This is a genomic window from Metapseudomonas otitidis, assembly GCF_011397855.1.
GTDB lineage: Bacteria > Pseudomonadota > Gammaproteobacteria > Pseudomonadales > Pseudomonadaceae > Metapseudomonas > Metapseudomonas otitidis.
The window spans coordinates 5,843,718-5,860,748 of the sequence record NZ_AP022642.1 but is presented as its reverse complement, the minus strand read 5'-3'; the positions used below and the strand labels follow the sequence as shown (position 1 = coordinate 5,860,748).

The 17,031-nt window shown below is 69.2% G+C and carries 16 protein-coding genes; 7 read left to right on the top strand and 9 right to left on the bottom strand.

What is annotated here, in order from left to right:
• Positions 1-4: 4 nt before the first annotated feature.
• Positions 5-919 carry a sigma 54-interacting transcriptional regulator gene (locus PotMrB4_RS27110; RefSeq protein WP_044407162.1) on the top strand — a complete coding sequence of 305 codons (915 nt, stop codon included), beginning with the start codon at positions 5-7 and terminating at the stop codon, positions 917-919.
• 51 nt (positions 920-970) lie between these two features.
• Here the strand turns inward: PotMrB4_RS27110 and PotMrB4_RS27105 are convergent, their stop codons facing one another.
• The 3 genes from PotMrB4_RS27105 to PotMrB4_RS27095 form a co-directional block, all read right to left on the bottom strand.
• Positions 971-1,336: a nuclear transport factor 2 family protein gene (locus PotMrB4_RS27105; protein WP_172434934.1), complete on the bottom strand. Its 366-nt coding sequence runs from the start codon at positions 1,334-1,336 to the stop codon at positions 971-973.
• A 183-nt stretch (positions 1,337-1,519) separates the two neighbouring features.
• Positions 1,520-2,710, bottom strand: coding sequence for an MFS transporter (locus PotMrB4_RS27100; RefSeq protein ID WP_044407168.1), 1,191 nt, complete (start codon positions 2,708-2,710; stop codon positions 1,520-1,522).
• Positions 2,711-2,747: 37 nt separating this feature from the next.
• Positions 2,748-3,782, bottom strand: a complete 1,035-nt coding sequence (locus PotMrB4_RS27095; protein WP_172434933.1) for a LacI family DNA-binding transcriptional regulator — start codon at positions 3,780-3,782, stop codon at positions 2,748-2,750.
• A 211-nt stretch (positions 3,783-3,993) separates the two neighbouring features.
• Here PotMrB4_RS27095 and PotMrB4_RS27090 point away from each other — a divergent pair, with 211 nt between their 5' ends.
• The 4 genes from PotMrB4_RS27090 to PotMrB4_RS27075 all read left to right on the top strand — a co-directional run bounded on the left by PotMrB4_RS27090 (position 3,994) and on the right by PotMrB4_RS27075 (position 9,698).
• Positions 3,994-6,255, top strand: a complete 2,262-nt coding sequence (locus tag PotMrB4_RS27090) for a TonB-dependent receptor (RefSeq protein WP_172434932.1) — start codon at positions 3,994-3,996, stop codon at positions 6,253-6,255.
• Between the two features lie 79 nt (positions 6,256-6,334).
• Entirely contained in the window at positions 6,335-7,666 is a 1,332-nt protein-coding gene (locus tag PotMrB4_RS27085; protein WP_172434931.1) for an LLM class flavin-dependent oxidoreductase, read from the top strand.
• 56 nt (positions 7,667-7,722) lie between these two features.
• A complete protein-coding gene (gene mgrA, locus PotMrB4_RS27080; RefSeq protein WP_172434930.1) occupies positions 7,723-8,766 on the top strand; it encodes an L-glyceraldehyde 3-phosphate reductase in 1,044 nt (347 codons plus the stop codon).
• Positions 8,767-8,768: 2 nt separating this feature from the next.
• Positions 8,769-9,698 (top strand): sulfonate ABC transporter substrate-binding protein, encoded by a 930-nt coding sequence (locus tag PotMrB4_RS27075; RefSeq protein ID WP_172434929.1) that lies wholly within the window; start codon positions 8,769-8,771, stop codon positions 9,696-9,698.
• Positions 9,699-9,840: 142 nt separating this feature from the next.
• Here the strand turns inward: PotMrB4_RS27075 and tcyN are convergent, their stop codons facing one another.
• The 4 genes from tcyN to PotMrB4_RS27055 all read right to left on the bottom strand — a co-directional run bounded on the left by tcyN (position 9,841) and on the right by PotMrB4_RS27055 (position 13,161).
• Positions 9,841-10,587 carry an L-cystine ABC transporter ATP-binding protein TcyN gene (tcyN, locus tag PotMrB4_RS27070; RefSeq protein ID WP_044413919.1) on the bottom strand — a complete coding sequence of 249 codons (747 nt, stop codon included), beginning with the start codon at positions 10,585-10,587 and terminating at the stop codon, positions 9,841-9,843.
• Entirely contained in the window at positions 10,587-11,258 is a 672-nt protein-coding gene (gene tcyL, locus PotMrB4_RS27065; RefSeq protein WP_074972348.1) for a cystine ABC transporter permease, read from the bottom strand. The genes tcyN and tcyL overlap by 1 nt, the downstream gene beginning before the upstream one ends.
• A complete protein-coding gene (tcyJ, locus tag PotMrB4_RS27060) occupies positions 11,255-12,046 on the bottom strand; it encodes a cystine ABC transporter substrate-binding protein (protein WP_160481468.1) in 792 nt (263 codons plus the stop codon). Before tcyJ ends, tcyL begins: the two co-directional genes overlap by 4 nt.
• Before the next feature lie 101 nt (positions 12,047-12,147).
• Positions 12,148-13,161 carry a D-cysteine desulfhydrase gene (locus PotMrB4_RS27055; RefSeq protein WP_172434928.1) on the bottom strand — a complete coding sequence of 338 codons (1,014 nt, stop codon included), beginning with the start codon at positions 13,159-13,161 and terminating at the stop codon, positions 12,148-12,150.
• Between the two features lie 282 nt (positions 13,162-13,443).
• Here PotMrB4_RS27055 and PotMrB4_RS27050 point away from each other — a divergent pair, with 282 nt between their 5' ends.
• Both PotMrB4_RS27050 and PotMrB4_RS27045 read left to right on the top strand, forming a co-directional pair.
• Complete coding sequence (locus PotMrB4_RS27050; protein ID WP_044413907.1) at positions 13,444-14,226, top strand: MetQ/NlpA family ABC transporter substrate-binding protein; 783 nt, start codon at positions 13,444-13,446, stop codon at positions 14,224-14,226.
• Between the two features lie 129 nt (positions 14,227-14,355).
• Entirely contained in the window at positions 14,356-15,546 is a 1,191-nt protein-coding gene (locus tag PotMrB4_RS27045) for a trans-sulfuration enzyme family protein (protein ID WP_044413905.1), read from the top strand.
• Positions 15,547-15,570: 24 nt separating this feature from the next.
• Here PotMrB4_RS27045 and PotMrB4_RS27040 read toward each other — a convergent pair whose 3' ends face one another.
• The gene (locus tag PotMrB4_RS27040) at positions 15,571-15,966 is read right to left on the bottom strand and encodes a hypothetical protein (RefSeq protein WP_044413902.1); all 396 of its coding nucleotides are present in this window, start codon (positions 15,964-15,966) and stop codon (positions 15,571-15,573) included.
• 228 nt (positions 15,967-16,194) lie between these two features.
• Complete coding sequence (gene tauD, locus PotMrB4_RS27035) at positions 16,195-17,028, bottom strand: taurine dioxygenase (protein ID WP_172434927.1); 834 nt, start codon at positions 17,026-17,028, stop codon at positions 16,195-16,197.
• Positions 17,029-17,031 lie beyond the last annotated feature (3 nt).

Below are 17,031 nucleotides of genomic sequence, written 5' to 3'. Positions count from 1 at the left end.
GTCCATGAGCCAGCCAGCCAATGGCCAACCCCTGCTGACCTTCGCCGACGCCGACCGCAGCCCGCTGAGCATCCGTGCCCGCGCGCTGGTGTTCGTCGATGCCCGTTCGCGGCGCCTGCGGGAGGAAATCGAACACCTGGCACCGGCCGCCGTGCCGGTGCTGATCCAGGGCGAGACCGGCACCGGCAAGGAGCTGCTGGCGCGGCAGATCCACCGCGCCAGCGAGCGGCCGGGGCTGTTCGTCGCGGTCAACTGCGGCGCCATCAGCAAGGCCTACGCCGAGGCCGAGCTGTTCGGCCACGCCCCCGGCGCCCATGCGGGCTCGGCCAGCAGCCGTGCCGGCTGGTTCGGCTCGGCCAATGGCGGGACGCTCTACCTGGACGAGATCGGCGACCTGCCGCTGCCGCTCCAGGCGCGCCTGCTGGCGGCCCTGGAAAGCCGCGAGGTGACCCGCGTCGGCGCCCAGCAGCCGACCCCGGTGGACGTGCGCCTGGTGGCCGCCACCAGCATCGACCTGGCCCAGGCGGTGCGTGCCGGCAAGTTCGACGAGCGGCTCTACCAGTACCTCAACGAAGGGCGCGTGGAACTGCCGCCGCTGCGCGAGCGCCCGGACGACATCCTGCCGCTGGCCGAGTACTTCCTCGGCATCTACGCCCAGCGCCTCGACCTGCCGCTGCCGCTGATCGGCGCCCAGGCCCAGGCGGCGCTGGAGGGCTACCCCTGGCCGGGCAACACCCGCGAGCTGGAGAACAGCATCCACTTCGCCCTGCTGGTGAGCGACGGCGAGGAGATCCTGCCGCACCACCTCAACCTGCCGCCCGCACCGAGTTATGCACAGCTCGCCCAGCAACTGCGCCAGCTGGCGGCCAACGATGTGGACAACCTGCGCCAGCTGTTCGCCGAGGTGCTGGCGGGGTAGGGCGTCGAGGGGGCAAGGGGTGGATCGATGCGACCCACCCGGAGACAGGCCTTAGCCGTGCAGGTGGAACAGCTTGTGCACGATGCGCCAGCGGCCGTCGATCTTCAGCAGCGAGAGGTAATCGGTGAAGTCCAGGCCGGCGTAGACGTCGGTGACCTTGGCCAGGGCGGTGTCGCCGGTCAGGTCCAGGGACTCCAGCCGCCACACCGGCGCTTCGCCCTCGGCCACCACCGGCCCCTTGGCCTGCAGGCCGGCGATGAAGGCTTCCGGCGAGATCCACTGCAGGTCCGGGCCGAAGTGCCCGACGATGCGGCTGTCGGGGTGGAAGGCGCCGCGCAGCAGCGTCGCGTCCGCCCGCACCATGCCTTCCACGTAATCCCGTACCACCGCCTCGATGGCCTGGCGTTCCGCTTCCATGTCCGTGCTCCTGTCGCGTGGGAAAGGCCAGAGCCTAGCCCGCCCGGGCCGATCCCGCAGCTCCCGGGGTTCCGTACCGCGAGCCCTCAATCGTCCTCGATTCACGGCGCGCGGCCCGGAGCTGGGCGGTGGATCGATGAAGCGCGATCCACCCTACGGGCGCTTCATCTCACGGAGTCTGGATCAATGGATCTGCCCGGCCGCCTGGAGGCGCTCGCGGGTGGCGCGCAGGCGCGGCAGGGGCAGGCACACCAGCAGGGTGGCGACCAGCACGGCCACGCCCATCAGCGGCAGGTTGGCCAGGCCCATCCCGGTGCTCAGCCACAGGCCGCCGACGAAGGCACCGCTGGCGTTGCCCAGGTTGAAGGCCGCGTGGCTGAGGGTGGCGGCGAGGCTGGCGGATTCGCCGGCCTGTTCCACTAGCAGCAACTGCAGCGGCGAGGAGATGGCGAAGCTCGCCACGCCCCAGAGGAACAGGCAGGCCAGCGCCAGCACCGGCACCTGGGCGAAGACGAACAGCCCCACCAGGCACAGCGCACTCACCGCGAAGGCCCCGGGCAGGGCGAAGCGGAAGCCCTTGTCCGCCAGGCGCCCGCCCAGCAGGTTGCCGAGGGTCAGGCCGATGCCGAACAGCAGCAGGGCGAAATTGGCGTGCTCCGGGCTGAAGCCGGAGACATCGCGCAGCAGCGGGCTGATGTAGGTGAACACGCCGAACAGCGCCACCGACGACAGGCTGCACACCCCCAGTGCATGCAGCACCGGGCGCCGGAAGATGCCGTCCCAGGCGCCGGCGGCATTGGGCTGCGGCCTGGCAGTGGCCGGCAGCCAGAGGAACTGCGCCAGCAGCGTCAGCAGGCCCAGGCCTGCCACCACCATGAAGGTCACCCGCCAGCTGGTGGCCTGGCCCAGCCAGGCGCCGGCCGGCACCCCGAGCACGTTGGCGATGGTCAGCCCGCTGAGCACCAGCGCCATGGCCGAGGCGCGGCGATGGGGCGGCGCCAGCTCGGCGGCCAGCAGGGTGGCGCAGCCGAAGAAGCCGGCATGGCTGAAGGCGGTGAACATGCGCGCCGCCAGCAGCCATTCGTAGCTGGGGGCCAGGGCGCAGGCGAGGTTGCCCAGGGCGTAGGCGCCCATCAGCCACAGCAGCGCCTGGCGCCGGGGCAGGCGCCCCAGCAGCGGGCCCAGCAGCGGCGCGCCGATGACCACGCCCATGGCGTAGGCGCTGACCAGCAGGCCGGCGTCGGAGAGGCTCACGGAGAGGTCCTGGGCCACCTCGGGCAGCAGGCCCATGATGATGAATTCGCTGCTGCCGACGACGAAGCCGCCAAGGGCCAGGGCGAGCAGGGGGAGGGAGAGGAGGGTCGAGGGATTCATGGCAAGAGGCAGGGCTTGTTGCGAGGGCGCGCGGATTCTACGCGCTTTCCCGGGCGATGACCTGGCAGTCGAGCAGATTCAGGCGCTCCACCTCGCCCTCCACCGGCAGCACGCCCAGTGCCTCCAGCACCCGGGTGGCGGCGCGCTCGCCGATCTCCAGCGCCGGCGGTCGGATGGTGGTGAGGCTGGGCAGCAGCATCTCGGCGAACGGGTAGTCGCCGAAGCCCATCACCGCGCAGTCGCCCGGCAGGTCCAGGCCCGCCCGCTGGCCGGCGAGCAGGCCACCGGCGGCGAGGTTGTCGTTGGCGAAGATGATCGCGTCCAGCCGTGGGGAGCGCTTCATCAGCGCCTCCATGGCCTGCTTGCCGGCCTCGAAGGGCGCCAGCCCGCTGCTGGGCACGAAGACCCAGGGCTCGTGGCCGGCGGCACGCAGGGTGTCGGCGTAGCCGTCGCGGCGGTCCAGGGCGCTGAAGTCGCCGGCGGCGCTGTTCTGCACGAAGGCGATGCGCGTGTGCCCCTTGTCCAGCAGGTAGCGGGCGGCGGCGACGCCCACGTCGCGGTGGAGGAACCCCACCTGCATGGGCGCGCGCTCGGGCTGGTAGTCCCAGACCTCGACGACCGGGATGTCCGCCTCGGCGAGCATCTTCTCGGTGCCGGGGCTGTGGAAATGGCTGGTGACCACCAGGGCCGCCGGCGACCAGCCGAGGAAGGCGCGCACGGCGCTCTCTTCCTGTTCCTCGGAGAAGTAGCTGGAGGCCAGCAGCAGCTGGTAGCCGTGGCGCGCCAGGGTGTCGCTGAAGCCCTGGATCGTGTTGGCGAAGATCGGCCCGGAGATGTTGGGGATGACCATGCCGACGATGCGCCCGCGCGCCGAGGCCAGGCCGCCGGCCACCAGGTTGGGCACGTAGCCCAGCTCGGCCACCGCCGTTTCGATGCGCCCGCGCAGTTCCTCGGAGACCTGCTCCGGCTGGTTGAAGTAGCGCGACACGGTGATGGCGGACACGCCGACGCGCTCGGCCACGGCGCTGAGGGTGACGCGTCCCGCGCCTCGGCGCTTGCGGGGGCTGCTCATGGATTGACCATCCTTGTAGGCATATAAAAGTAATTTTTAATTATTTGACGATCTATTGGCGTCGCTCGGATACTGACGATGTTAGCGCTAACAACCAACGGCTGTCTGCCTTTTTGCTGCCACTCGCACGAGCGAGACCAGACCGCGACAGCCCACAAGGAGCCTGCCAAGCAGCAGGCACGTCTGGTCTCCGCAGGGCAGTGAAACGAACATGAACCCCCTCAGCTTCCCGGTCGCCTCCAGCGGCCTTCGCACCTCCCACGGCGGGCGCCGCAGCCCGCTGGCCATCGGCATCCTCCTGGCGGCGCTGGGGAGCGCCGCCGGGGCCGCCGAGCGCACCCCCGACAGCACCGCCGACGGCCGGAAGGCCGCGCCCACGCTGAAGACGGTGACCGTCACCGCCACCCGCCGCGAAGCCAGCCTGCAGGACGTGCCGGTGGCCGTCTCCGTGGTGCAGGGCGAGCAGCTGGAGCGCGACAACCGCAACAACGTCGGCGCCATCGTCCAGCAGGTGCCGACCCTCAACTACCGCACCGGTGCCTCCAACAAGGACACCTCGCTGTTCATCCGCGGCGTCGGCACCATCTCCACCTCGCCGGGGGTCGAGCCCACGGTGGCCACGGTGGTGGACGGCGTGGTGTTCGGCCGCCCTGGGCAGTCCACCCTGGACCTGCTGGACCTGGAGCGCATCGAAGTGCTGCGCGGCCCCCAGGGCACCCTGTTCGGCAAGAACGCCTCGGCCGGCGTGCTCAACATCGTCAGCCAGGACCCGCCCGAGCAGGGCCACGGCTACGTGGACTACTCGCACTTCGGCGGTGGCAACGAGAACCGCCTGCGCTTCGGCATCGGCGGACGCCTGAGCGACACCCTGAAAGGCTCCTTGAGCACCCTGCTGGGGCGCTATGACGGCAACGTCGAGAACCTCGCCAACGGCCATGACGTCAACGGCTACGACCGCAAGGGCGTGCGCGGCAAGCTGGTGTTCGAGCCGGACGACGCGCTCAAGGTGACCCTGATCGCCGACCGCATGGAGGGCGAGGACACCCTGCCCAGCGGCGTGATCACCTCCACCAGCAGCGCGGCCTTCGCCAGCGCTCTGCGTCCGGTGGTGCCGAGCGACCACAACCGCGACATCCGCAGCGACTACAAGACCTACGTCGAGGACACCAACAGCGGCCTGTCCGGGCAGGTGGACTGGAAGCTGGGCGACTTCACCCTCACCTCCATCACCGCCTGGCGCGGCTGGGACAACACCCAGTACCAGGACGGCGACCGCTCGGCGCAGCTGCCGCTGACCGCCTCCCACGACAAGGGCGAGGTGGACTACGACCAGTACTCCCAGGAGTTCCGCCTGGCCTCGCCCAAGGGCGGCTTCAACGAATACGTGGTCGGCGCCTACTACTTCCATGGCCGCTCCGAGGAGACCTACCGGCGCCTGTCGGTCAACGGCGGCACCCCCAACAGCGGCCGCGCCGACTACAGCGTGACCAACGACAGCGTCGCGCTGTTCGGCGAGAACACCTTCAACCTCACCGACGACTTCCGCGCGCTGTTCGGCCTGCGCTGGACCCACGACGACCTGGAGTACGACCACCGCCGCACGTCCACCTCCGCCACCGCCGTCACCGGCATCCAGCCCTCCACCGCCAGCTCGGGTTCGGTGGACGAGGACGGCTGGTCCGGCCGCGCCGGCCTGCAGTACGACTTCAGCGACGACCTGATGGGCTACGCCACCTACTCGCGCGGCTACAAGGGCCCTGCCTACAACGTGTTCTTCAACATGCAGCCGCGCGACACCGGGGCGCTCAAGCCGGAGACCTCCGACTCCTACGAGCTGGGCCTCAAGGCCACCGCCCTGGACAAGCGCCTGAGTGCCAACCTGGCGGTGTTCCACACCGACTACGACGACTACCAGGCGAACTTCTTCGACACCGTGGCCAACCAGGTGGTGACCCGCCTGATCAACGCCGGCAGCGTGAAGACCCAGGGCGTGGAGCTGGACACCAGCTTCCAGGCCACCCGCCAGCTCAAGCTGTCCGCCGCCCTGGCCTACACCAAGGCGCGGGTGGACCACTTCAACTGCCCGCCCGGCGCCGCCGCCACCTGCAACATCGACGGCGGCCGCTTGCCCTTCACCCCGGACTGGAAGGCCTACGTGCGCGCCGACTACAGCATCCCGCTGGACAACGGCCTGGATGTGGAACTGTCCACCGACTACAGCTGGCAGGATGAGGTGCAGTTCAGCCTCGACCAGAACCCGGACACCGTGCAGGGCGCCTACGGCATCTGGAACGCCAGCGTCGCCCTGGCCGACTACAACGCCGGCTGGCGCGTGGCGCTGCTGGGCAAGAACCTCGCCGACACCTCCTACGCCCAGTCCCTGGCCAGCGGCGGCAGCTACATCTACCGCGCCGTGCCACGGGACGACGAGCGCTACTTCGGCGTCCAGCTGCGCAAGGATTTCGACTTCTGACCCGCGCCTGCGTGCAGGAACCGCCCGAGCCGCCGCAGAGCGGCCGGGCGGCACCCCCACCGACCCCGGTAACGACACCATGACCCGATCCCGACAGCTCTCCCTCGGCGCCTTCCTGATGGCCACCGGTCACCACGTGGCCGCCTGGCGCCACCCGGACGTTCCCGCCGACACCCTCGACTTCGCCCAGTACAGACACCTGGCACGCATCGCCGAAGCGGCGAAGTTCGACGCCCTGTTCGTCGCCGACAGCGTCGCCGCGCCCACCGGCGACATCGCCAGCCACATGGCCCGCTCCACCTACTTCGAACCGCTGACCCTGCTCAGCGCCCTGGCCGCCGTCACCGAGCGCATCGGCCTGGTGAGCACCGTCACCACCAGCTACAACGAGCCGTACCACGTGGCGCGCAAGTTCGCCTCGCTGGACCACATCTCCGGCGGCCGCTCGGGCTGGAACCTGGTGACCTCCGACGCCGCCGCCGAGGCGCTCAACTTCAACCGCGAGGCCCACCTGGGCCATGCCGAGCGCTACGCCCGCGCCCGGGAGTTCCACCAGGTGGTCACCGGCCTGTGGGACAGCTGGGAGGACGACGCCTTCCTCCGCGACAAGGCCAGCGGCCAGTACTACGACCCGGGCAAGCTCCACGTGCTGGCCCACCAGGGCGAGCACTTCCGCGTGCAGGGCCCGCTCAACGTCGCCCGCTCGCCCCAGGGCCGGCCGGTGGTGGTGCAGGCCGGCTCCTCGGAGACCGGCCGCGAACTGGCCGCCGAGACCGCCGACGTGGTGTTCACCGCGCAGACCTCCCTGGCCAAGGCCCAGGCCTTCTACGCCGACCTCAAGGGGCGCCTGGCCAGGTTCGGCCGCCACGAGGACGAGCTGAAGATCATGCCCGGCGCCTTCGTCGTCGTCGGCGCCAGCGAGGCCGAGGCGAAGGAGAAGTTCGAGCAGTTCCAGACGCTGGTGGAGCCCCGCGTCGGCGTCGCCCTGCTGGGGCGCATGCTCGGCAACTTCGACCTCTCCGAATACCCGCTGGACGGCCCGCTGCCCGAGCTGCCGCTGACCCAGGACGGCCAGCAGAGCCGGCAGAAGCTGCTCACCGAGCTGGCCGGCCAGGAGAACCTCACCCTGGCACAGCTCGGCCGGCGCATCGCCGGCGGGCGCGGCCACCACAGCCTGATCGGCACCCCGGCACAGATCGCCGACGAGCTGCAGGCCTGGTTCGAAGGCCGCGCCGCCGACGGCTTCAACATGCTGGTGCCGCACCTGCCGGCCGGCCTGGAGGACTTCGCCATCCAGGTGGTGCCGGAGTTGCAGCGGCGCGGCCTGTTCCGCACCGAGTACCAGGGCCGCACCCTGCGCGAACACCTCGGCCTGGCGCGGCCGGCGAACCGCTTCGCCCGCCCCGCCTGACATTCACCGGGGCCACGCGCCAGCGCGGCCCCGACAACCTGAAGCGAGACCCTTCCATGACCTACATCGCCGCCCCCGACCGCTACGAGCGCATCCCCTATCGCCGCGTCGGCCGCAGCGGGCTGGTGCTGCCGGCCCTGTCCCTGGGGCTGTGGCACAACTTCGGCGACGCCACGCCCCTCGACACCCAGCGCGCCCTGCTGCGCACCGCCTTCGACCTGGGCATCAACCACTTCGACCTGGCCAACAACTACGGCCCGCCCTACGGCAGCGCCGAGATCAACTTCGGCCGCCTGCTCAAGGAAGACTTCCGCGCCTACCGCGATGAGCTGGTGATCTCCACCAAGGCCGGCTGGGACATGTGGCCCGGCCCCTACGGCCAGGGCGGCAGCTCGCGCAAGTACCTGCTCGCCAGCCTCGACCAGAGCCTGGCGCGCCTGGGGCTGGACTATGTGGATATCTTCTATTCCCACCGCTTCGACCCCGACACGCCCCTGGAGGAAACCGCCGGCGCCCTGGCCAGCGCGGTGCAGCAGGGCAAGGCGCTGTACGTGGGCATCTCGTCCTATTCGGCGGGCAAGACCCGCGAGCTCGCCGCGCTGCTGCGGGAGTGGAAGGTGCCGCTGCTGATCCACCAGCCGGCCTACAACCTGTTCAACCGCTGGGTGGAGAAGGACCTGCTGGCCACCACCGAGGAACTGGGCACCGGCGTCATCGCCTTCACTCCGCTGGCCCAGGGCCTGCTCACCGACAAGTACCTCGCCGGCGTGCCGGCGGATGCGCGGGTCAACCGCCCCGGCGGCGCCTCGCTGCGCCCGGAGCACCTGGCCGAGGCCAACATCACCCGCGCCCGCGCCCTCGCCGAGATCGCCCGGCGCCGGGGCCAGAGCCTGGCCCAGCTGGCCCTGGCCTGGACCCTGCGCGATGCACGGGTGACCTCGGCGCTGATCGGCGCCAGCCGCCCGGAGCAGATCGTCGAGAACGTCGCCGCCCTGGACAACCTCGCCTTCAGTGCCGAGGAGCTGGCGGAGATCGACCGCCACGCCGTGGAAGGCGGCATCAACCTCTGGGAAAAACCCTCCACCGACTGGCAGGCCTGACCATGCAACGACTTCGACTGGGCGCCGCGTTGCTGGCGCTGCTGGCCCTGGCACAGAGCGCCCTGGCCGACCCCGCGGCCCTGCGCATCGGCTACCAGAAGGGCTCCGCCAGCCTGGTGCTGGCCAAGGAGCACGGCCTGCTGGAGCAGCGCTTCCCCGCCACCCGGGTGCAGTGGATCGAATTCCCCGCCGGCCCGCAGATGCTCGAGGCGCTCAACGTCGGCAGCCTGGATGTGGGCTCCACCGGCGACATCCCGCCGATCTTCGCCCAGGCCGCCGGGGCCGACCTGCTCTACGTCGGCGCCGAACCGCCCAAGCCCCAGGCCGAGGTGATCCTGGTGCCGGAGGGCAGCCCGATCCGCTCGGTGGCCGAGCTCAAGGGGCGCAAGGTGGCCTTCCAGAAGGGCTCCAGCGCCCACAACCTGCTGCTGCGCGCGCTCAAGGCGGCGGGGCTGTCCATGGCCGACATCCAGCCGCTGTTCCTCACCCCGGCCGATGCCCGTGCCGCCTTCGAGCAGGGCAGCGTGGACGCCTGGGCGATCTGGGACCCCTACTACTCGGCCATGGAACTGGAGGGCCATGCACGGCTGCTGGCCAACGGCGAGGGACTGGGGCTGAGCGGGCCCTTCTACCTGGCCGCGCGGGGGTACGCCGAGGCCGACCCGGCGTTCGTGCAGCAGGTGCTGGGGGTGATCTCCGAGGCCGAGGCCCTGACCCGCAGCGACCGCGACGGCAGCATCGCCCTGCTGGCGAAGTTCATGGGCCTGCCCCCGGCGGTGATCGAGCGCAGCTTCCAGCACCGCCCGGCCTCGCCCATCGGCCCGGTCACCGACGACATCGCCGCCGCCCAGCAGCGCACGGCCGACCTGTTCCTGGAGAGCCGGCTGCTGCCGAAGCGGGTGGATGTCGGCAGCGCGGTGTGGCGGCCGTAGAGGCCCCATGCATGGGCTTTGGTCGTGTAGGGGCGAATTCATTCGCCCGAGGACCGCGCAGCGGTCCCATGGATTCCGCAGGGCGGGCCTGTGGCCCGCTTGGCGACTGAAGTCGCCCCTACAGGATCAAGAGCGATAGGCGTTAGCCCACCAGGAACTTGGCGAGGAATTGCCGGGTGCGTTCTTCCTTCGGGGCGCTGAACAGGGTCTTGGCGTCGCCCTGTTCGACGATCACGCCCTTGTCGATGAAGATCGCGCGGTTGGCCACGTCGCGGGCGAAGCTCATCTCGTGGGTGACGATGACCATGGTGCGCTTCTCCTCGGCCAGGCCGCGGATGGTGGTCAGCACCTCGCCCACCAGCTCGGGATCGAGGGCGGAGGTGGGTTCGTCGAAGAGGATCACGTCCGGTTCCATTGCCAGGGCGCGGGCGATGGCCACCCGCTGTTGCTGGCCGCCGGAAAGGCGCTTGGGGTAGGCGTCTTCCTTGCCCGCCAGGCCGACCTTGGCCAGCAGCGCGCGGGCCCTTGCGATGGCGCGCTCGCGGGGTTCCTTCTTCACCACCACCGGGCCTTCGATGACGTTCTCCAGCGCGGTGCGGTGGGGGAAGAGGTTGAAGTTCTGGAACACGAAGCCGACGTGCTGGCGCAACTGGCGGATCAGCCATTGCTGCTGCTTCAGGGGCTGGTTGGCGTCGATCTCGATCCGCCCCAGCTGGAGGGTGCCGCCGTCGGGCTCTTCCAGCAGGTTGAGGCAGCGCAGCAGGGTGGTCTTGCCCGAGCCGCTGGGGCCGATGATGGCGACCACTTCGCCCGGTTCGATGGTCAGGTCGATGCCCTTTAGCACCGCCTGGCCCTTGAAGGACTTGGTCAGGTTACGGACGGTGATCATCAGCTGTCCTGTTCGTGGCGGTTGACCCGGGCTTCGAGACGCGCCTGGACGTGGGCCAGCAGGGTGGCCAGCACCCAGTACATCAGCGCGGCGGCCAGGTACATGGTGAAGATCTCGAAGGTGCGCGCGGTGATCAGCTGCGCCTGGCGGAACAGCTCCGGCACCTGGATGGTGGCGGCCAGGGCGGTGTCCTTGACCAGCGAGATGAAGCTGTTGCCCAGCGGCGGCAGGGCGGTGCGCGCGGCCTGGGGGAGGATGGCGCGCGTCAGCGCCTGGCTGCGGCTCATGCCGATGCTGGCGGCGGCTTCCCATTGCCCCTTGTCGATGGAGGCGATGGCGGCGCGGAGGATTTCCGAGGTGTAGGCGGCCATGTTCAGCGAGAAGCCGATCAGCGCCGCCAGCAGCGGGCTCAGCTCCAGGCCGAGCTGGGGCAGGCCGTAGTAGATGATGAACAGCTGCACCAGCAGCGGGGTACCGCGGAAGAACGACACGTAGACCCGCGCCAGGCCGCGCACCGGGGCGATGGCGTAGAGGCGCGCCAGGGCCAGGGCGAAGCCCAGCAGCAGGCCGAAGAACATGCCGCCGAGGCTGAGGACTACGGTGTAGAGCGCGCCCTTCAACAGGAAGGGCGCGGAATCCAGCACCAGTTGCAGGCTGCCGTCTTCGATCATTGGGTCACGTCAGCCTTGAACCACTTCTCGGACAGGGCCTTGAGGGTGCCGTCGGCCTTGAGCTTGGCCAGGGCCTTGTCCAGCGCGGCGAGCAGCTCGGGGTTGCCCTTGCGCAGGGCGATGCCGGACTCCTGGCGGGAGAAGGGCTCGCCGGCCACGGCCAGGCGGCCGCCGGTCTTGTCGACCATTTCGAAGGCGGCCAGGCGGTCCACCAGGATCACGTCGATGCGGCCGACGTTGAGGTCCTGGAACTTGGTGGGGTCGTCGTCGTAGGTGCGGATGTCGGCCTGCGGGACATTCTCCTTCAGCCACTGCTCGTAGTTGGTGCCCAGGCCCACGCCGACCTTCTTGCCGGCCAGGTCGGCGGCGCTCTTGATCTCGCCTTCCTTGCCCTTGCGCACCAGGGCCTGGATGCCGGAGACGGTGTAGGGGGTGGTGAAGTCGTACTTCTTCTTGCGCTCTTCGGAGATGGTCACCTGGTTGATGGCCACGTCCAGGCGACGGGATTCCAGGGCGGCGAGGATGCCGTCCCACTTGGTCGGCTGGAACTCGGCCTTCACGCCCAGCTCCTTGGCCAGGGCTTGTGCCAGCTCGACTTCGAAGCCGGTGAGCTTGCCGCTCTCGTCCTGGTAGTTGAAGGGCGGGTAGGTGCCTTCCAGGCCGATCTTCAGGGCGCCTTTCTGCTGGATGTCCTTCAGGTCGGCGGCGGCGGTGCCGGCCAGGCCGAGACCGAGGGCCAGTGCCAGGCTGGCGAAGAGGGCGGGACGACGGAGAGTTGCTGCGTGCATAAGGGGCCTCGCGGGGGCAGTTGGCGAATGGAGGGTCGCCACTCTAAGGGAGTTCCATATATTCGTTTAAATACATAAAAAACCACAAAATGCATTTCTGGTTATAAGTCGTGGTTCGCATCACCCGCTGGATGATAGGCGAACAGCGCCGGTGAGCCGCCGGTGTGCAGGAACAGCAGCGGACCGTCGCCGTCGAAGGCCTGGCGGGCGATGCCGTCCAGCAGACCGGCGAAGGCCTTGCCGGTGTAGACCGGGTCCAGCAGCAGCCCTTCACAGGCAGCGGCACGGCGTACGGCGGCGAGGGTGCCGGCATTGGCTTCGCCGTAGCGCGGGGCGAAGTACTGGTCCCACAGCTCCACCTTCAGGCCGTTGGGCACCGGCACGCCCAGCAGCTCGGCGGTGCGCTGCAGCAGGCCTTCCACCTTGGGGCGCTGGGTGGCGTCGGGGCGCGACACGGTGACGCCCACCACGCGGGTGCCGGGCAGGGCGTGCTCCAGGGCCAGGGCGAGCCCGGCGTGGGTGCCGGCGCTGCCGGAGGCGAGCACCACGGCGGCGAAGCGCTCGCCACTGGCCTTGATCTGCTCGGCCAGTTCCAGGCCGGCACGCACGTAGCCCAGGGCGCCGAGGGCGTTGGAGCCGCCGATGGGCACCACGTAGGGGGTGCGGCCTTCGGCGCGCAGGCGCTCGGCGGCTTCGGCCAGCAACTGGTCGGCGGTGTCGAGGTTGGGCACCAGTTGCACCTCGGTGCCGAACAGGTCCAGCAGCAGGCGGTTGCCGTTCTCCAGGTAGTTGCGGTCGGTGGTGCCGATGGGGTTTTCCAGCAGGGCCACGCAACCCAGGCCCAGGCGCGCGGCCAGGGCGGCGGTCTGGCGCACATGGTTGGACTGGATGGCGCCGGCGGTGACCAGCACGTCCGCGCCCTGGGCCAGGGCGTCCTGGGCGAGGTATTCGAGCTTGCGCACCTTGTTGCCGCCGAGGGCGAAGGGGGTCAGGTCGTCGCGCTTGACGTACAGGCCGCGCCCCAGCTCCCGGGAGAGGCGCTCCAGCTTTTCCAGCGGGGTCGGTGCGGTGACCAGTTCCAGGCGGGGAAAGCGGGCGAGGGCAGTGGCGAGCATGGCGGGCATCCGAGGGTGTCTGGTACAGGCCGCCACTCTAGTGAGGCGGGCCGGGTCAGGCAATTCACGAGGGCGACATTCGATGTGGGCACGGGGACCGTGTCGGGTACGGGCTGGGGTGTCTTTTAATTCCATAAAAGAATATATGAATAAAAAATTGGTATTTGTTCGTTATAAAAAATCACCGTAACGTCCGCTCCAACCCGGCACCATCCAGGCCGGGACCCGAACCCCCGCTCATGGCTGACGATCCAGCCGGAGCCCCTGAGATCAAGGAACATCATGAAGAAGTCCCTGCTGTTGACCGCTCTGGCTGCCGCCCTTTCCGTCACCCTGGCCCACGCCGGCGAGAAGCTCGTCGTCGCCGCCACCCCGGTGCCCCACGCCGAGATCCTCGAACTGATCAAGCCGCAGCTGGCGAAGGAAGGGGTCGATCTGGAGGTGAAGGTGTTCACCGACTACGTGCAACCCAACGTGCAGGTGGAAGAGAAGCGCCTGGACGCCAACTACTTCCAGACCAAGCCCTACCTGGACAATTTCAACAGCGGCAAGGGCACCCACCTGGTGATCGTGCAGGGCGTGCACGTCGAGCCCTTCGGCGGTTACTCCAGCAAGTACAAATCCCTGAAGGACCTGCCGGACGGCGCCACCATCGCCATCCCCAACGAGGGCAGCAACAGCGGCCGTGCCCTGCTCCTGCTGCAGAAATCCGGCCTGTTGAAGCTGAAGGATCCGAGCAACGCCCTGGCGACCCCGAAGGACATCGCCGAGAACCCGCACCACTTCAAGTTCAAGGAACTGGAAGCGGCCCTGCTGCCGCGCGTGCTGAACCAGGTCGACCTGGCGCTGATCAACACCAACTACGCGCTGGAGGCCAAGCTCAACCCGTCCAAGGACGCGCTGGTGCTGGAAGACCGCAGCTCGCCCTACGTGAACTACCTGGTGGCCCGTCCTGACAACAAGGACAGCGACGCCATCAAGAAACTCTCCGCCGCGCTGACCAGCCCGGAAGTGAAGGCCTTCATCGAGCAGAAATACTCCGGCGCGGTCGTGCCGGCCTTCTGATCAACCGCAAGCCACGGTGGTGCGGCGAACGCCGCGCCTCTCCTCACGCCGACGAGTCTCGACTATCGTCGGCGTTCTTTTTTATGTGGTGGCATTGCCCACATTCCGCACGATTTCTCGGAGGACTCCATGCCTGAATCCAGACCCGGCCTTTCCACCCGCGCGGTGCACAGCGGCAACGACGTCGACCAGCAGATGGTCACCCGCCCCAAGACGCTGCCCATCTACGAGTCCTCGGTGTTCGTCTACGACAACCTGGAGCAGGTGGACGACTTCCTCGCCGGCAACCCGGACAACTACATGTACACCCGCATCGCCAACCCCAACCAGGCGGCGCTGGAGCAACTGGTGCGGGACCTGGAAGGCGGCGAGGCGGCGCTGTTCTCCGCTTCCGGCATGGCTTCGGTGAGCGCGGCGCTGCTGGGCCGGCTGAATGCCGGCGACCACCTGATCGCCAGCCGCGAGCTGTACGGCACCACCCAGAGCCTGATCGAGAAGGAGCTGGCGCGCTTCGGCATCAGCGCCACCCTGGTGGAGATCAACGACCTGGCGGCGGTGGAGGCGGCCATCACCCCGGCCACGCGGCTGATCTACACCGAGACGGCCTCCAACCCGCTGGTGCGCATCAGCGACATCCCCGCCCTGGCCAAGCTGGCCAAGGCCCACGGGCTCAAGCTGCTGGTGGACAACACCTTCCTCTCGCCGGCGCTCTACAACCCGCTGGCCGCTGGCGCCGACCTGGTGCTGCACAGCACCACCAAGTACCTCAACGGCCACAGCGACGCCACTGGCGGCATCCTCGTCGGCGACGCCGAGTGGATCGCCCAGGCACGGCGCTTCCAGATCAATGCCGGCGGCAGTTCCAGCCCCTTCGAAGCCTGGCTGACCTTCCGTGGCGCCAAGACCCTGGCCCTGCGCATGAAGGCGCACTCGGCCAACGCCCAGGCCCTGGCCGAAGCGCTGGAGGCCCATCCGCAGGTGGCGAAGGTGTTCTACCCGGGGCTGCCCTCGCACCCGGACTTCGCGCTGGCCCAGCGGCTGTTCCCCAAGGGCGCCTCGGGCATGCTGAGCTTCACCCTCAAGGGCGGCCTGGCGGAGGTGGACGGCCTGATCCGCGGCCTGCAGCGCACCGCGTTCGCGCCCTCGCTGGCCGGCGTGGCCAGCAGCATCACCCACCCGGGCAAGACCAGCCACCGCGCCCTGTCGGCCGAGGCCCTGGCGGAGCTGGACATCCACGAGGGGACCATCCGCGTGTCGGTGGGGATCGAGGACGCCGCCGACATCATCGGCGACTTCGTGCAGGCCCTGGACCGGCTCTGACCGGCCCCGGGCCCGGGGGAGGGCTCAGACGGCGACGGCGAAATGCCAGCGCACGTCCTGCTCGGCGAGGGCGCTGAGCACCCACTCGTAGTCCTGCAGGTCTTCGAGGAAGGCATCGGCGTTGGACAGCGAACGCGGCTGGCTCACCAGGTGCCCCTGCAGGGCACGCACGGTGCGCAGCCCATCCTCGGGGCTGAACCACTGCTCGCAGGCGAGCTGGTCGTCCAGTTCGAGGCCTTCGAGCAGGTCGGCGAACTCGTTCGGATCCTGGCTGACGAAGTCCCACAGCGACTTCACCTTGAGCCGTTTGCAGAGGTCGTCGACCTCGACTTCGTCCACCTGGACGACGGTACTGCCGTGGACGAAATCATCGAGCCCGGCGACGGGTTTCTCAGGAACGATGTAGATGGCTGCACTCATGGCTGACGGGCCCTGACGGTGATGGAACACACTGCTTTAGGGGCCCCAGCATAGCGACAGTTCCACCCGCGAAAGGGGTCAACGGCCAGCTTTGCAACGACGTTCACACCGGTTTCAGGAACTGTGTTGCGCCTTGGCAAAAGGCTGGCAGAAGGCCATTCGGACCCGTCCGAAGATCGGTGGACAAGCGGCTCGCCCCCGCTCCGTAACAGAGCGGGAGGGGACCGTTCAGAACGGCTTGTCGCCGAGGATGGTGGCGCGGTGCATCACGCGGCGGGCGGGGCGGTAGTCGTCGACGGCGAAGTGCTGGGTGATGCGGTTGTCCCAGAAGGCCACGTCGTTCTCCTGCCAGCGCCAGCGCAGGGTGAACTCCGGGCGGGTGGCGTGGGCGAAGAGGAAACGCAGCAGGGCGTCGCTTTCCGCCGCCGACAGCTCGTTGATGCGGGTGGTGAAGCCTTCGCTGACGAACAGGCCCTTGCGCCCGGTGACCGGGTGGGTGCGCACCACCGGGTGGCTGACCGGCGGGTGCTTGCGCTTGGCCGCTTCCAGCTTCTCGCGTTCCTCCGCCGTCAGGCTGAAGCGCTCCTCGGGGAAGGAGCGGGCCAGGTCGTGGGTGGCGGTGAGGCCTTCGAGCATCCGCTGCAGCGGCGCCGACAGCGCCTCGAAGGCGGCGCTGCTGCTGGCCCAGAGGGTGTCGCCCCCCACCGGCGGCAGCAGCTTGGCGCTGAGCACGGCGCCCAGGGCCGGGGTTTCCATGAAGGTCACGTCGGTGTGCCAGAGGGCGTTGTCGCGCACGTCGGTGACGGCGGTGTCGAGCACCAGCACTTCCGGCTGCTCGGGGATGTTGGGGTAGATGGGGTGGATGTGCAGGTCGCCGAACTGGGCGGCGAAGCGTGCCTGCTGGGTGGGCTCCAGGGGCTGGGCGCGGAAGAACAGCACCTGGTGCTTGAGCAGGGCGGCCTCGATGCCATCGCGGTGTTCGGCACTCAGCGGCTCGCGCAGGTCGACGCCGCCGACGAGGGCGCCAAGGGCGGGGCTGAGGGGGGTGATGTGCAGGGGCATGAC

What these genes read in the sequence shown, in the direction of transcription:
- PotMrB4_RS27055 (WP_172434928.1), bottom strand. Translation starts at nt 13,161, where the DNA reads ATGCTCGCCACTGCCCTCGCCCGCTTTCCCCGCCTGGAACTGGTCACC.
- PotMrB4_RS27110 (WP_044407162.1), top strand. Translation starts at nt 5, where the DNA reads ATGAGCCAGCCAGCCAATGGCCAACCCCTGCTGACCTTCGCCGACGCC.
- tauD (WP_172434927.1), bottom strand. Translation starts at nt 17,028, where the DNA reads ATGCCCCTGCACATCACCCCCCTCAGCCCCGCCCTTGGCGCCCTCGTC.
- tcyL (WP_074972348.1), bottom strand. Translation starts at nt 11,258, where the DNA reads ATGATCGAAGACGGCAGCCTGCAACTGGTGCTGGATTCCGCGCCCTTC.
- mgrA (WP_172434930.1), top strand. Translation starts at nt 7,723, where the DNA reads ATGACCTACATCGCCGCCCCCGACCGCTACGAGCGCATCCCCTATCGC.
- PotMrB4_RS27105 (WP_172434934.1), bottom strand. Translation starts at nt 1,336, where the DNA reads ATGGAAGCGGAACGCCAGGCCATCGAGGCGGTGGTACGGGATTACGTG.
- PotMrB4_RS27040 (WP_044413902.1), bottom strand. Translation starts at nt 15,966, where the DNA reads ATGAGTGCAGCCATCTACATCGTTCCTGAGAAACCCGTCGCCGGGCTC.
- PotMrB4_RS27100 (WP_044407168.1), bottom strand. Translation starts at nt 2,710, where the DNA reads ATGAATCCCTCGACCCTCCTCTCCCTCCCCCTGCTCGCCCTGGCCCTT.
- PotMrB4_RS27090 (WP_172434932.1), top strand. Translation starts at nt 3,994, where the DNA reads ATGAACCCCCTCAGCTTCCCGGTCGCCTCCAGCGGCCTTCGCACCTCC.
- PotMrB4_RS27075 (WP_172434929.1), top strand. Translation starts at nt 8,769, where the DNA reads ATGCAACGACTTCGACTGGGCGCCGCGTTGCTGGCGCTGCTGGCCCTG.
- PotMrB4_RS27085 (WP_172434931.1), top strand. Translation starts at nt 6,335, where the DNA reads ATGACCCGATCCCGACAGCTCTCCCTCGGCGCCTTCCTGATGGCCACC.
- PotMrB4_RS27050 (WP_044413907.1), top strand. Translation starts at nt 13,444, where the DNA reads ATGAAGAAGTCCCTGCTGTTGACCGCTCTGGCTGCCGCCCTTTCCGTC.
- PotMrB4_RS27045 (WP_044413905.1), top strand. Translation starts at nt 14,356, where the DNA reads ATGCCTGAATCCAGACCCGGCCTTTCCACCCGCGCGGTGCACAGCGGC.
- tcyJ (WP_160481468.1), bottom strand. Translation starts at nt 12,046, where the DNA reads ATGCACGCAGCAACTCTCCGTCGTCCCGCCCTCTTCGCCAGCCTGGCA.
- PotMrB4_RS27095 (WP_172434933.1), bottom strand. Translation starts at nt 3,782, where the DNA reads ATGAGCAGCCCCCGCAAGCGCCGAGGCGCGGGACGCGTCACCCTCAGC.
- tcyN (WP_044413919.1), bottom strand. Translation starts at nt 10,587, where the DNA reads ATGATCACCGTCCGTAACCTGACCAAGTCCTTCAAGGGCCAGGCGGTG.